We start from the raw sequence: 13473 nt of genomic DNA on the forward strand, positions 1-13473 counted from the left end.
CTGTTTGCAGAAATGGCAGGGGGTGCGATTTGTGAAACAATATGATGTTATTGTGGTAGGCGCCGGGCCGGCAGGGATATTTACCTGTTACGAATTGGCAGTGAAAGCGCCTCACTTAAAAGTATTGCTGATAGAAAAAGGAAGGAATATTTACCAGCGACTTTGTCCTATTTTGCAAAAAGCCATTATTAAATGCCCGCCACCTACGCAAAAGAAGGAATACGCCGGTTGCTTGCCGGCTTGTTCCATTACCAACGGTTTTGGCGGTGCCGGGGCTTATTCGGACGGCAAGTTTAACATAACTACCGAATTTGGCGGATGGTTAACAGATTACCTGCCTCCTTCTGAGGTTCTGGAATTGATTAACTATGTTGATGCCATAAACATTAAGCATGGTGCTGTTTCGTCAGCCACCGATCCCTCAACGCCGGCAGTTAAAGATATAGAAAAACGTGGTCTGGGTGCAGGTCTTAAATTACTGCGGGCCAGGGTAAGGCATTTGGGAACTGAACAAAACTTAGAAATTCTTAAGAGTATTTACGAGTTCTTAAAAAACCGTGTCCACATGCTGTTTGAAACAGAGGTGGAAGACCTGCTTACCGACCCTGCTCAAGATAAACATATAATTAAAGGTGTGGTTACTAAAGAAGGAGAAACCTATTTTGCCCGCAAAATTGTGGTGGTTCCCGGGCGGGACGGTTCCGAATGGCTTTCCGGAGTATTGAAAAAACACGGTTTAACAATGGATTCTAACCAGGTTGATGTAGGGGTACGGGTGGAAACCCTTAATGCCGTTATGGAGGAGATTAACGAAAACCTGTATGAAGGAAAATTTATTTTCCGTACTTCGGTTGGCACTACAGTAAGAACTTTTTGCAGCAACCCTGCGGGGTATGTGGTAATTGAAAACCACAGCGGTGTTATGCTGGCTAACGGGCACGCCTACAAGGACAAAAACCTGGGCAGTAATAATACTAATTTTGCCCTGCTGGTTTCACATAAGTTTTCTTATCCGTTTAACAAGCCTATTGAGTATGCTAAATCCATCTCCCGCCTGGCTAACGATTTATCCAACGGCAGCGTATTGGTGCAGCGGTACGGTGATCTGAAAAAAGGTTGCCGTTCAACCCACAAACGCATACGGGTTGGTTTTGTGGAACCGACTCTTAAAGAGGCTGAGCCGGGGGACCTCAGTTTAGTGTTGCCTTACAATACCCTGAAAAGTATTATGGAGATGATTGAAGCCCTGGACAAGGTAACACCGGGTATTGCTTCAGAACACACCTTGCTTTACGGCGTTGAGGCTAAATTCTACTCAGCCCGTCCCAGGCTGACGGATAAATTTGAAACCGAAATTGCCGGTTTGTACGCCGGCGGTGACGGGGCAGGCATTACCCGGGGACTGGCTCAGGCCGGTGCCTGTGGGGTGGCCATTGCCAGAGATATTATTGAAAAAATAGGTTAATTATTCAAACTGACGATAAAGGCTAAAAACAAGATCGAAAAACAGCAAGCCCGTACCTGAAAAGGTGCGGGCTTTTAGTTGGTGCGCCCGGCATGGGCGTTATCTATACGGGAGTTAATCGCTCCCTCCTACTCAATTAAAATTTGCCCAGCAGCTGTGCCGTAAGAACGCCGATACCTAAAAGCCAAACATAGATGGAAAATACTTTCAGAGAGCCGCGCTGGATAATGGCCAGCATCCATTTAACAGCTACATAACCGGCAAGGGCGGCTGCAACGGTTCCCGCCAGCAGGGGGAGCAGGCCAATGGATTCGGCATGTCCGCCCACCAGCTTGACGCTTTGCAGTACCACTGCGCCCAGAATGGCCGGCAAAGAAAGCAGAAATGAAAAACGAGCGGCGGCTTGCTTATTAATACCTTGGAACAAGGCACCGGCAATTGTTAAGCCGGAGCGAGAAATGGCGGGTAAAATGGCTGCCCCTTGCAGGGTACCGACAATAAAGGCATCTTTAAAGGAAATCTCATCTATGCTTTTACTGCCTCTTTTCTTTATGTTATCAGCCGCCCAAAGAATCAAACCGGTAGCTAAAAACTCCCATCCCACTGTAACACCGGTTTTGGAAATCTCTTCAAAAAAATCTTCAAAGGCCAGTCCAATAACGGCGGTAGGAATGGTTCCGACTATAATTAATAAACTAAGCCGGCTGAAGGGGCGTTTCAGCATATATACAATATCCTGCCAAAAAACTGCCACCACCGCCAGCAAAGTTCCCAGGTGGAGCATGGTATCCAGAAATAACCCGGCTTCTGATAAACCTAAAAGTTTTCTGCCCAACAATAAATGCCCGGTGCTGCTGATGGGCAAGAATTCAGTTAACCCTTGGATAGTGCCAAGCACTAATGCTTTAAGAATATCTTCCATAATTCACCTCTCAAACAATAAATTGAAACAATATGTTTATTATAACAAAGATTTTATCTGCAGGGGAGAAAAAGCAGCGCTTTTGCAACGGAAGAAAAGCGGGCACAAAGTTTGACTTACAATAGTTAATTAGAATTTGTGTCCTGCTTGGCAAAACCAAGGTTGGCTGCAAATGACGGCGGTGGTTTATGATCCGCTGTCAAGGGGCACAAACCACCGCAAAGGTTGGTAACAGCTCTAGTAAATAAACAGCAGCAGATAAACGGTAGCCATGATTATTGACAAAAGCATCAACGGAAAAGCAATTTTCATAAAAGATAAAAAACCCAGGTGATACCCTCTTTTTTCCACCATACCGGCCACAATAACATTGGCGGCAGCTCCTACCAGAGAACCGTTGCCACCCAGGCAGGCCCCCAGGGCGAGGGACCACCAGAGAGGATTTAAGTCAGCAATACCGCCCATTTGCCCCATCTGCAGCAATAAAGGAATCATGGTGGCCACAAAGGGTATATTGTCCACAAAGGTGGATGCCAGGGCAGACAGCCAGAGGATTAACAACCCGGTGGTAACGATCTCCCCGCCGGTCAAATGCAAAGCACTTTCTGCCACCCAGTGAATAACCCCGTTTTCTTCCAGGGCGCCAACCAGCACAAACAAGCCTACAAAGAAAAAAATAGTGGGCCACTCTACGCTTTCCAGCACATGTTCCGGTTCTTCTCTGGTCATCAGCATTAACAGTACGGCGCCGCCCAGAGCAATGGTGGCAGTGGGCAGATGAATCAGGGCATGCAGTCCAAAACCTAAAATGGTAAGCCCCAATGCCCATAAGCACTTAGTTAACAGTTTTTTATCTTTAATTTGTTCTGCCGGGTTAAGTTGGGTTATTTTTTCCATCAGTTCATGGTCTGCTTGTAAATCTTTACGGTAAATGATTCGCAGTATGGCCACCGTGACAATAAATACAACTACCGCTATGGGACCCAGGTTATAAATAAATTCCATAAAAGATATGCCGGCCGGGCCGCTAATCATAATATTAGGCGGATCACCAATGAGGGTGGCGGTGCCGCCAATGTTGCAGGCCAGGATTTCCGTAATAATAAAAGGAATCGGGTTAATTTGCAGTTCTTTGCAAATAGAAAAGGTTACCGGTACCACCAGCAGGACAGCTGTCACATTGTCCAAAAAGGCTGAAGCTACAGCTGTAATGACGGACAAAAATATAAGAATGGTCATCGGGTCGCCTTTCGCTTTGATGGCCGACTTAAGGGCCAGGTATTCAAAGACACCGGTGCGGCGGGTGATGCCGACAATAATCATCATACCCACCAGCAGGCCGATGGTGTTCCAATCAATATATTCAACTGCTTTATCCTGGGTAACTAAGCCGGCAAACAAAACCACCACTGCTCCGGCCAGTGCTACCACTGTACGATTAATTTTTTCCGAAACAATTAAGGCATAAGTAAGAATAAAGATAATGCTTGAAAGGATAAATTTATTGTCCATTATGACCTCATTGAATAGCACTTATTGGATAATTTACCATAGTAATTAGGATTGCCGGCATGATAAGTTTTTCTGTTTCTTAGCTTTTCCTGCCAGCAAAACACCGCCTACAATAACCGTTATTAAGACATACTTGAGCAAGGGATAAGCGGCGAAAAAGACTTTCAAAAAAGGTTCGTCAATAATCATTTTGGCAGCGGTCAGAGCAATAACGCCGGAGCCGATATAAATGATAAAAGGGAAACGTTCCATCCATTTAATAATAAAAGTACTGCCCCAAACCATAATAGGCACACTGATGAGCAAGCCAAGGACGACCAGTAAGAAACTGCCGTGGGCTGAACCCGCCACCGCCAGCACGTTATCCAATCCCATCACGGCATCTGCAATAATTATGGTGCGAATGGCGGCCCAGCGATTGTCATGTGCTTTCATATGCTCGTGGTTTTTTTCTTCAATTAAGAGTTTATAAGCTATCCAAATAAGCAGGATGCCGCCGACCAGCAACAGACCGGGGATTTTCAACAGCCATACCACTGCCAGGGTAGCCACTGCACGCACCACCACAGCCCCCACGGTTCCCCAAACAATAACTTGTTTTTGGTGCTCGGCAGGTAAATTCCTGGCGGCCAGGCCGATTACAATGGCATTGTCGCCGGCTAATACTAAATCAATAATAATGATGGCCAGCAGAGCAGAAAAAAATTCTACTGAAAACACTTCCATAAACGTATTCCTCCTTCTTGTATAAAACTATTGTTTCCTAAAAAAAGAGCAGCAACCTGTACCATTTGCTGGTAAAGGTTGCTTGTGCAATAAAAAAGACCTTTACCAGCAGGGTAAAGGTCTTGCTAACAACTTAAGCGTTGCCAACAAAGCCGGAGCCGGAGCCCGTCATGACGACTTTGTTGTAAAAGCTACTCCCCTTTAAAAAGAAAATATTGTTACCTTAATAATAATCTTGTATATGCTTCCTGTCAATGTTTACTTGTACATTTTTATCCCTGGCAAGTTTAATGGTGCTATTTTTTGCTCTGACGAAGAAAGGGTTGCAAAGCCCCGTCCTCATTAAACAATTTTTTATAGGAAAGCCCCACCAGAATTAAACAACCGATAGCGACAGCGGCGGTAATCATCAACATAACAACTATTTGGTAACGCACAGCCTCATTAGGGTCAGCGCCGCCCAGAATCTGTCCGGTCATCATGCCGGGCAAACTTACCAGGCCCACCACCATTAAAGAATTAATGGTAGGTGTCATACCTGCCCGCAGTGCCTCCCGCACGCTGCTGCGCGCAGCCTCCCAGGGGGTAGCCCCAAAGGTTAACATAGCTTCAATTTCAGCTGAGCGGGATCTGGCTTCGGCGTATAGACGATCCAGGGAGAGAGCAATGCCGTTCATAGAATTGCCAAGAATCATACCGAAAATGGGAATAACAATTTTGGCTGAGTACCAGGGGTCCGGGGCAATAATCAAAACTGTAACCAGGGTGCCAACCAGGTAAGTGCTGGCTAAAAGAGATATAAAAGCCAGCAGTGAGGGATAATGGGGCACGTTGGGGGTTCTTTTAACTGCTGTTCTGGAAGCAACATAACACATCAGGGTGATAATAACAATAATAAGCCCTAAATTATTGACTTTAAAAATATACGTCAGGGCATAGCCCACCAGGGTAAGCTGCACAAAGGTACGAACGGTTCCCCAAAGCAAAGATTTAAGCAGCCCCAGCTTTAAAAGAGCGGAAATTAACCCGGTAATCAGCACCAGCAGCACTGAAAAGGCCAGCTGCAGGTTGGAAATGGGTATGGCGGTGCTTTCCAACTTAGACATCTCCTTAGGCGGGCGAAATATCGATAAAGGATACATTTGGCAAAATATGATAATCATTAATGTGCGATACCAGCAGGACGGCCCGGTTTGGTTCTCTGAGCCAGCGGGACAAGAGTTTGTAAAAAGCACTTCTGGCCGCTTCGTCCAGAGCGGCCGTTGGTTCATCCAATAATAAAACCCGGGGCTCGATCAGAAGGGACCGGATAAAAGCTACCCGGGCAGCTTCGCCGCCGGAAAGTGTTTGGGCATCCTGCAGCCATAGCTTTTCATCCAGCAACAGTTCCTGCATCAGAGCTTTTGCCCGGTCGGGGTCAAATTTATGCTTGCTGCCCAGGTTTGTGGTAAAGGGCTTTGCCAGGTTATCGGCCACGCTGCCGTCAAACAGGGCCGGCTGTTGGGCCAGGTAGTGGACCTTGATCCGCCAGACGGGGGGCGGTATGTGGTGCCAACTCTGTCCGAGTAAAAATGCCTCACCGTGGCAGGGCTGCAGTTTTGCCAAGGCCCTCAGCAAAGTTGATTTGCCGGCACCGGAAGCTCCCCGCACCACCAGAACATTGCCGGCGGCTAATGAACCGGTAAGGTTAATTTGGCGGGCCGGGTTGCCGCCAAGGGTATAGTTGATGTTTTGAAAGTTAAACAACATGTATCTTCCTCACAACCTTCGACATCAGCCAATACGTTGATGCTTTTAATTATAAATCCACCTTAAATCTCAGAGCAAGCAATAAAATAGCCGTTGTTTTTAGCAACGGCCAGACTGTAGACAAAGTCTGCAAAACAATGTCAAGGTGGTTTTATGATCCCCTGTCGGCGACTTGTCGAAGCACCGGTCACAGCACTTGATGAGCGAAAGGAGCCATTGGGGGGGCGCCCACAGGATGTGGGCGCCAGCCGAACCGGGCCAGGATGGCCCGTTTGAGGCGACCCCAAGGGCGACTGTAGCGAATCATAGTGCTGTCGGTGCGTAGACCGGAGCCAAAGGGGATCATAAACCACCGATAATGTTTGTCAACACCCTGGCCGTTACTTTTAGCAACGGCATTTTACTGTAACGCAACCTTATGCACCAGAAAATCATGCAGCCGTTCAAATAAAAAGCCCACTATAAACCACAGCGGCGCCATGTCCAGCCGGATCAGCCCCGCTATTTGCCAGGGGGACTGCCCGGTATAGTCCCAGGGAATTTTACCGGTAATGGTTTTGATGACAAACCCGCTGCCAGCCTCAATTAACCAAATGGCAGCAACCCAGATACAACCCCGCAGCCACCAGGGAAGCGAACGGATATTGTGATGCAACGGTTCAAGAAGTACCGCCAGGCCGTAAATAGGGAACATCCAGAGATAAGTAGTGGATGTCAAACGCCAATCCCCGGCCAGTGCAGACAAAAAGCCTGTCCATAATACCTCCATAGACCATCCCAGCATGCCGTAAATAAGAAATCGCTTCATAATCATACTGTTATTATTTGCGTTGACTGCCGGAATATGCCGGAGTGGCGCCAGGTAAATTACGGGTGTATAACCAGGGGTTGACAAAAAGGCAAACCTTGTTTATGATAATGATAATCATTATCATAATGACATGAGGTGAGCGTTATTTCAATGTTAAAGCTGAAAAAAAAACGGCAGCCAAAGCGCTCGGAACTTCTCTGGCGCATGCAGCAGTTGGAACGGCAAAATCAAGAGCTGCTTCAGACAAATCAGCTGCTGCGCAGCAAAGTTAGGGAAATCAGTTTTCTGCACGGCATTTTGACGGATTTAATTAAGACCTGTGATTTTGAAGGTACGGTAGAAGCTATTCTGGATATGGCCATGAAAATAACCGGTAGCGAAGCAGGCTTAATCTTGCAGGCGCACCGCACTTCTGACCGTTTACAGGTGATTGCTGCCAGAGGAGAGTTTGCGGATGCGGTGACAGCTTATTTACAAAGACATGCTCATCTGGTACAGCCCTGTTTTGTTTCACAGGTGGTGAAGCTAAACTGTCGGCATCCAGCTTTCAGCCCCTTGCAGCAAAGGGATGTTGCCTTACGTTCCTTAATGGCAGTGCCGCTGCAAGTAGACCAAGCGGTAATCGGTGTGCTTATTTTAATGCACCGGCACCAGGGACAAGACGATCATTGCATAGAATATACAGACCATGACCGTAAAACGGTGTTGGCTTTTGCCGGCCAGGCAGCATTTATTTTAGACAATACCCGGATGAAAATTGAGTATGGCAGGCAAGACGTTTATTTAAAGAGCATTTCTGCCTTAAGCTCGGCCATAGATGCCAAGGATGCCTATACACGCAACCATTCTCGAAATGTGGCCAGGTATGCAGTGGCGCTGGGTGAGGGGCTGGGGCTGTCCGGTGAGGAATTAACCCATATTCACTTTGGTGCTATTTTGCATGATATTGGTAAGATCGGCGTACCCGAATACATTCTGAACAAGCCGGGACGTCTGTCGCAGGAGGAATTTCAAGCCATTAAGGAACACCCTGCCACCGGTGCCCGCATCCTGGCCCCCATAGATTTTCTCAAAGAGTCCCTGAATGTGGTGCTTTACCATCACGAACGTTATGACGGCAGCGGGTATCCCGAAGGACTAAAGGGAGAGTCCATACCCTATACGGCACGCTTGGTCAGTATTGCAGACGCTTGGGATGCTATGACCTCGCAGCGGTCTTACCGGGCCGCCTTGCCTGTGGCGGCCGCCGTCCGGGAACTGCAGCAGGCAGCGGGCACCCAATTTGATCCTGTAATGGTAAAAGTTTTTACCGATCTGGTCAAACATAATCCGGCCATGATGTGTGCCGGGGACGTCAACCCTGGGTAGACGGTTCAAACACTTGCAACCTAAAAGGAGTTTGCTATGTTATCCCGTCATAATTTTAACCTGCAGGACATTAATCAACTGGAAGTGGAGCTTTTTATCGGCAGGCTGCGCAAGGTGTTGGTGGGCAGCGGCCTGTTGATATGGACGTTGCTGGTGCAATTTAATGCAATCAGCCCTGGACAGGGAACAGCGGTTGCACTGGCGGTCATATATTGTTTCTGGATAGAAAAATATTACCGCAACTATGGGGTAAAAGGATGGCAATATTTGTCCAGCAGCCTGGATTTTGTTTTAATCTGGGGCATACTTTCTTTAATGGTGAATTTCCAACCTCATTTTCTGGGATTGTTTTTGGTTAATGCTGTCTTACTGGCTATGCGGTTTGGCTTAGCAGGCTGGCCCTGGCTGGTTGCTAACGGGCTATTATTCAGTGGTGCCGTGTATTTTGGCGGTCATTGGGACAGTTACAGTTGGCAGATCATCTGGCTGCTGCTGGTATCTGTGCTAAGCACCCGGCTTGCCCAGCAGCACCGGCAGATGGACAGGCGCCTGCTGGCTCTCCACCGTTTGAGCCACCACTTTAATGCTGCCCTGCGGGTAAGTGAAGTGATACAAAAGGCTTTGCAAGAGCTAAAATCCATTTGGCCCAACAACCATATCAGTATTGCAGAGTTAAATTGTCAGGGAGATTTTATCATTTTGGGCTCAACCAGGAATGAATTGCCGGGGAAACTGGAATTAGGAACGGCTGTCACAACTCAATTAGTACAGCAGCAGGAAATGGCAGTAATTAAAAATACTCTGCTGGACAAACGTTTAGCCAATGATTTTTTGAAAAAATTTTATCTGCGCTCTGTCCTGCTGGTGCCGGTGGTTGTCCAGGGGGAAACGACCGGTCTGGTTATTCTGGAAGCGCCCGCTTTGCAGGATTTTAACCATGATGAAATGGCAATTATCATGCTGGCAGCTACGCAAATCGGTATCAGTTTAAAGAATGCCGGGTTATACGAACGAATGGAAAATTTGGCCCGGCTGGATGAATTAACAAAGGTTTATAACCGGCGTGCCTTGTACGATGTGGCGAGTCAAGAATTTATCCTGGCCCATTATAAAAACAGCCGGCTGGCGCTGGTTATGCTCGACCTTGATCATTTTAAAAAAATTAATGATGAGTTTGGGCACCCGGCCGGCGATCAAGTACTGGTTCGGGTGGCCAGTGTCATGAAAGCGCATTTGCGCCAAGGTGACAGTGTTGCCAGGTACGGCGGGGAAGAATTTGTGCTTGTTTTACCGGGGGCAAGCCGTCAAGTAGCCCTTGAAGTGGCGGAACGAATAAGGGCAGCGGTAGCAAACCTGAATTGGCAGGACGGCTGGCAAGTGACCGTTAGTGCCGGGGTAGCCGCTTACCCGGAGGACGGGCGGGACCTGCCAGAGTTGCTTAAAAAAGCCGACCTGGCACTTTACCGGGCCAAAGCCCGGGGCAGAAACCGGGTTCAAGCCTACGGTGGCAACGAGAATATTATTAACCTGGATACTTCCAAAACTTCTGCCGGTTGACAGATAATGCGGCCGGCTTGTATAATAACCAATAAATGATAAAGATTATCATTATCAATAAGGAGGAGCGGCCATGTCTTCAATAGAAAAAAAGGGTAATCAAAATGCAGGGTTAATGGGGCCAACGCCTTGCTCCCGTCACTGCAGCGAATGTTGTTGTTTTAAACGCATATTAATGGTGGGCGGCATAACCAAATTTAAAGCCCACTATAAACAGATTGTAGAACAGCATGGCTGTCGGTTTGAATATCTGGACGGCTACATGAAAGGCGGGGAAAGGGCTTTAATTAACAAAATTAAACGATGCGATGTAGTGTTTTGTCCCATTGACTGCAATAGCCATAATGCTTGCCTTAGTGTCAAAAAACTCTGCAAAAAGGAAGGCAAGCCTTATAAAATATTGTCCAGTTCCAGCATTTCGGGCATAATCCAGGCAGTTAACCAACTGGGTTAACAACCGGCGGGCTGTTAGGCTGACAAAGCCGTGAACAAGAAGTTTACAACCGCTTTTTTCAACTAGGCGTTATTTGTGGAAAAAAACATTATGGTTGGGAAAAAGGAGCAATAACAGAGTTAAAATAACAGGCTGGTGAACAAGATAGATGAACAGGGAATGGCGTCCCCAGGTATTTATTATGTTATGCTGTAGTGGAGCAGCGGGAAAAAGGCTTGCTTTTTTTTTATATAAGGTTTTTCCTGCTGCCATCCCGTATAGAAACACGCCCAACCATGGTATGAGCGGGTAGTAATCAACCGAAGTAAAGTCCGGCCCCGGTAAACCCAGGGGAATTAAAAATTTATTGCCGGTTATGCCGGTATGCTGTAAGTAAAAGCCTGTGCCAATGGTGGCCGTACCCAAGACCGACAACAGGCCGGGGTGCGCTTTCTGTATAATATTATAAAGCAGCACGGCACTGCCCAAAAAGTGAAGAATACCATAAACAATATAAGCGCCAGGTATGATCAGGGAGGTTACCAAAGTAATGCCTAAGCCCCCACCCAGCAGTTTAAGCCCGCGCTTGGTGTTGTTTTGGCTCAGGGTACAACTGATCCCTGCCACGCCAATAAATAATACTGCGGCAGCTTTACCAATGTAGTAGACAGGTCCTGCTGCATAAGAAACAGGGAACTGAAAAAATTCATGCAAGTCATATATAATATGAAAAAAAACCATTAGCATAACAGCTATGCCTCTTAGCATATCCAATTCCCATATCCTTGCACGGTACGACCGGCTTTTCAACAAACAACACCTCGGATAGCAACTAATCTTTACCCACACAAATCTTTTCCAATTTTAATGTTAATATGCTTTTGTATTGTCTAATTAAAGGATACAATATCAGTTAAAGAAAAAACATTGTAAAATTTCATGCCAATGGCCTGTACAGAAAGGAGGAAGTCATGGTAAACCCGATTATTGAAGCAACCCTGAGGGATTTGGAGGAATTGCCGGGTCTCGTAAAATTTAAGCATGCTGTTGAGGAAATAGGCAGCATGGCCTTGGCAGGAGAACTTGCCGGACAACCGGTCAATTTTGTATTTATTGGCAGCCCCGGTACCGGTAAGGTTGCGCTGGCACGTTTGCTGGGGGAAATGTTATACCGGCTGCAAATACTGCGCAAAGACCAGCTTTTTGGGGTGCACAAATCTGACTTGCGAGGCCGGTCCTGGCAGGAAGTCTTGCAAAGGGTGAAAGGTTTGGTAGAAAAAGCTCAGGGTGGTATTATTTATGTTGACCAGGTGACCGAAATAGCTAACCTGGGGAAGGAAGTTTTACAAGTAATGTTAGACGCCCGTGAAACCATGATTGTCCTGTCCGGCACGCAAGAGGAGTTGTCGGCCCTGTTAGGTGATGCTGATATATCCGCTAAAATCAGTTACCGGCTGGAGTTTCCTGATTATACGCCGGAAGAATTGCTGGATGTGGCGCTGCGATTCGCTGAGGATTACCAACTTACCTTAACGCCGGAGGCGGCAACCAAGCTATACAACATTTTTATTTCCCGGCAGCCTGAGCTGGCCCAACTGGGTAATACCCGGTATGCCAAAGATATTATTGATAAAGCGTACCGCCGGGCAGCTTCCCGTATTATGACCGGCGGTGTAACAGACAAGCTGTTTCCGGAAGATATCGAGGGTTAGCCAAAAGAGCGAGAGTTCGCCCTTTTTTGGTACCCGGCACGAAAGTATTCAAGCAATCAGAGGACAATATTTCTGCATCAGAAAAGGGGCATGCTATGCGCTGGTGGTTTTACTTAATACTTACCCTTTACACTTTTTTCAACTGGCTGATCGGCCAACAGTTATATCATCTTTTAAAAGTTGACAAAACAGCCGGGTGGCTTAAAGCCTCATATTGGGCAGTGTTTCTTTTTTTAGCCTGTTCACCGCTGCTGAGCAGATGGCTGTACAAAGGCTGGGAACAAATAGGCAATTACTGGCTGGTGTTTTTTTATTATGCCACCTTGGTTGCTGTACTGGGGTTGCTGATTAAAAGCAAACCCTTGATAACTGCTTGTTACCTGCTTATTTTGACAGCAATTTTATATGGTTCCGCCGGCGCCCAAAAGATTAACTTGCAGCGGTATGATATTAACATACCTAAAGCGGCCGGTCAGCTGCGCATAGTCATGCTGTCGGATATTCATATCGACAGTGCTAAACCTCGGGATTATGTAGAAACAATGGTGCGCCGCATTAACCTCTTAAACCCAGATCTGGTGGTGCTGACCGGAGATATTTTTGATGATAAAGACATTAGCGTGCTGACAAAAGAAAAAGAAATTCTGCGGCATATTAAAGCTAAATATGGTGTGTTCGGCGTACTGGGCAACCACGAATATTATACCGGCAACTTAAGTGAAATCATCAAAACCCTTAAAGAAGCCAATATTGTTATTTTAAGAGACGAAGCGGTAGAAATTGCCGGTGTTTGTCTGGTGGGCAGAGATGATGTGTCGCAAAAACGCAAGCCCTTGGCAAGTTTGCTGGCTGGCGCAGCTAAAGATAAACCGATAATTTTATTGGACCACCAACCTGTTAATCTGGAGGAAGCAAGGCTGGCCGGGGTTGACCTGCAGTTATCGGGTCATACCCATCGGGGACAATTTTTTCCCAATCAGCTTATTACCAGGCGGATCTATGAGGTGGATTACGGTTACCTGGCCAAGGAAAACCTGCAGGTTATTGTTTCCTCGGGCTACGGTACATGGGGCCCGCCGGTGCGCTTGGGGACCCGATCAGAAATAGTGGAGATTATCATTACATTTACCGGCACGAAAAATTAACGAATAAATTATATTAATAATTATTTATTTGTGTTAAAATGCCTGGCAAATTCATAGTTATAAAGCATGTTTT

14 protein-coding genes are annotated in these 13473 nt (G+C 46.8%); 6 read left to right on the plus strand and 8 right to left on the minus strand.

Going from position 1 to position 13473, the window contains the following annotated elements; translation table 11 throughout:
* Positions 1–31: 31 nt before the first annotated feature.
* On the plus strand, positions 32–1465 hold the full coding sequence (locus DESHY_RS06710) for an NAD(P)/FAD-dependent oxidoreductase (RefSeq protein WP_008411436.1): 1434 nt from the start codon (positions 32–34) through the stop codon (positions 1463–1465).
* Positions 1466–1601: 136 nt separating this feature from the next.
* On the opposite strand, the gene DESHY_RS06715 is transcribed toward DESHY_RS06710, so the two are convergent.
* From DESHY_RS06715 to DESHY_RS06740, 7 genes are all read right to left on the minus strand, one after another.
* Positions 1602–2387 carry an undecaprenyl-diphosphate phosphatase gene (locus DESHY_RS06715; RefSeq protein ID WP_008411437.1) on the minus strand — a complete coding sequence of 262 codons (786 nt, stop codon included), beginning with the start codon at positions 2385–2387 and terminating at the stop codon, positions 1602–1604.
* Between the two features lie 237 nt (positions 2388–2624).
* Complete coding sequence (locus DESHY_RS06720) at positions 2625–3899, minus strand: ArsB/NhaD family transporter (protein ID WP_008411439.1); 1275 nt, start codon at positions 3897–3899, stop codon at positions 2625–2627.
* 45 nt (positions 3900–3944) lie between these two features.
* Positions 3945–4625: a TerC family protein gene (locus DESHY_RS06725; RefSeq protein ID WP_008411441.1), complete on the minus strand. Its 681-nt coding sequence runs from the start codon at positions 4623–4625 to the stop codon at positions 3945–3947.
* Positions 4626–4921: 296 nt separating this feature from the next.
* Complete coding sequence (locus DESHY_RS06730; protein WP_008411443.1) at positions 4922–5731, minus strand: ABC transporter permease; 810 nt, start codon at positions 5729–5731, stop codon at positions 4922–4924.
* Positions 5732–5735: 4 nt separating this feature from the next.
* Positions 5736–6374 carry an ABC transporter ATP-binding protein gene (locus DESHY_RS06735; protein WP_008411446.1) on the minus strand — a complete coding sequence of 213 codons (639 nt, stop codon included), beginning with the start codon at positions 6372–6374 and terminating at the stop codon, positions 5736–5738.
* Positions 6375–6561: 187 nt separating this feature from the next.
* Positions 6562–6720, minus strand: a complete 159-nt coding sequence (locus DESHY_RS14235; protein ID WP_008411447.1) for a hypothetical protein — start codon at positions 6718–6720, stop codon at positions 6562–6564.
* Positions 6721–6774: 54 nt separating this feature from the next.
* Positions 6775–7185 (minus strand): putative ABC transporter permease, encoded by a 411-nt coding sequence (locus tag DESHY_RS06740; RefSeq protein WP_048817976.1) that lies wholly within the window; start codon positions 7183–7185, stop codon positions 6775–6777.
* 150 nt (positions 7186–7335) lie between these two features.
* Here DESHY_RS06740 and DESHY_RS06745 point away from each other — a divergent pair, with 150 nt between their 5' ends.
* From DESHY_RS06745 to DESHY_RS06755, 3 genes are all read left to right on the plus strand, one after another.
* Positions 7336–8553: an HD-GYP domain-containing protein gene (locus DESHY_RS06745; RefSeq protein ID WP_008411451.1), complete on the plus strand. Its 1218-nt coding sequence runs from the start codon at positions 7336–7338 to the stop codon at positions 8551–8553.
* A 36-nt stretch (positions 8554–8589) separates the two neighbouring features.
* Positions 8590–10110: a GGDEF domain-containing protein gene (locus tag DESHY_RS06750; protein ID WP_008411452.1), complete on the plus strand. Its 1521-nt coding sequence runs from the start codon at positions 8590–8592 to the stop codon at positions 10108–10110.
* 73 nt (positions 10111–10183) lie between these two features.
* Positions 10184–10564 (plus strand): DUF2325 domain-containing protein, encoded by a 381-nt coding sequence (locus tag DESHY_RS06755; protein ID WP_008411454.1) that lies wholly within the window; start codon positions 10184–10186, stop codon positions 10562–10564.
* A gap of 69 nt (positions 10565–10633) precedes the next feature.
* Here DESHY_RS06755 and DESHY_RS06760 read toward each other — a convergent pair whose 3' ends face one another.
* Positions 10634–11392 (minus strand): heparan-alpha-glucosaminide N-acetyltransferase, encoded by a 759-nt coding sequence (locus tag DESHY_RS06760; protein WP_274377190.1) that lies wholly within the window; start codon positions 11390–11392, stop codon positions 10634–10636.
* A gap of 122 nt (positions 11393–11514) precedes the next feature.
* Here DESHY_RS06760 and DESHY_RS06765 point away from each other — a divergent pair, with 122 nt between their 5' ends.
* Together DESHY_RS06765 and DESHY_RS06770 are read left to right on the plus strand one after the other, a co-directional pair.
* Positions 11515–12255, plus strand: a complete 741-nt coding sequence (locus DESHY_RS06765) for an AAA family ATPase (protein ID WP_008411458.1) — start codon at positions 11515–11517, stop codon at positions 12253–12255.
* 95 nt (positions 12256–12350) lie between these two features.
* Positions 12351–13400, plus strand: coding sequence for a metallophosphoesterase (locus DESHY_RS06770; RefSeq protein ID WP_048817957.1), 1050 nt, complete (start codon positions 12351–12353; stop codon positions 13398–13400).
* The last annotated feature ends 73 nt before the right edge of the window (positions 13401–13473 follow it).

The organism is Desulforamulus hydrothermalis Lam5 = DSM 18033 (assembly GCF_000315365.1).
Lineage (GTDB): Bacteria > Bacillota > Desulfotomaculia > Desulfotomaculales > Desulfotomaculaceae > Desulfotomaculum > Desulfotomaculum hydrothermale.

What these genes read in the sequence shown, in the direction of transcription:
- DESHY_RS06715 (WP_008411437.1), bottom strand. Translation starts at nt 2,387, where the DNA reads ATGGAAGATATTCTTAAAGCATTAGTGCTTGGCACTATCCAAGGGTTA.
- DESHY_RS06720 (WP_008411439.1), bottom strand. Translation starts at nt 3,899, where the DNA reads ATGGACAATAAATTTATCCTTTCAAGCATTATCTTTATTCTTACTTAT.
- DESHY_RS06725 (WP_008411441.1), bottom strand. Translation starts at nt 4,625, where the DNA reads ATGGAAGTGTTTTCAGTAGAATTTTTTTCTGCTCTGCTGGCCATCATT.
- DESHY_RS06730 (WP_008411443.1), bottom strand. Translation starts at nt 5,731, where the DNA reads ATGTCTAAGTTGGAAAGCACCGCCATACCCATTTCCAACCTGCAGCTG.
- DESHY_RS06735 (WP_008411446.1), bottom strand. Translation starts at nt 6,374, where the DNA reads ATGTTGTTTAACTTTCAAAACATCAACTATACCCTTGGCGGCAACCCG.
- DESHY_RS14235 (WP_008411447.1), bottom strand. Translation starts at nt 6,720, where the DNA reads ATGATCCCCTTTGGCTCCGGTCTACGCACCGACAGCACTATGATTCGC.
- DESHY_RS06745 (WP_008411451.1), top strand. Translation starts at nt 7,336, where the DNA reads ATGTTAAAGCTGAAAAAAAAACGGCAGCCAAAGCGCTCGGAACTTCTC.
- DESHY_RS06750 (WP_008411452.1), top strand. Translation starts at nt 8,590, where the DNA reads ATGTTATCCCGTCATAATTTTAACCTGCAGGACATTAATCAACTGGAA.
- DESHY_RS06755 (WP_008411454.1), top strand. Translation starts at nt 10,184, where the DNA reads ATGTCTTCAATAGAAAAAAAGGGTAATCAAAATGCAGGGTTAATGGGG.
- DESHY_RS06765 (WP_008411458.1), top strand. Translation starts at nt 11,515, where the DNA reads ATGGTAAACCCGATTATTGAAGCAACCCTGAGGGATTTGGAGGAATTG.
- DESHY_RS06770 (WP_048817957.1), top strand. Translation starts at nt 12,351, where the DNA reads ATGCGCTGGTGGTTTTACTTAATACTTACCCTTTACACTTTTTTCAAC.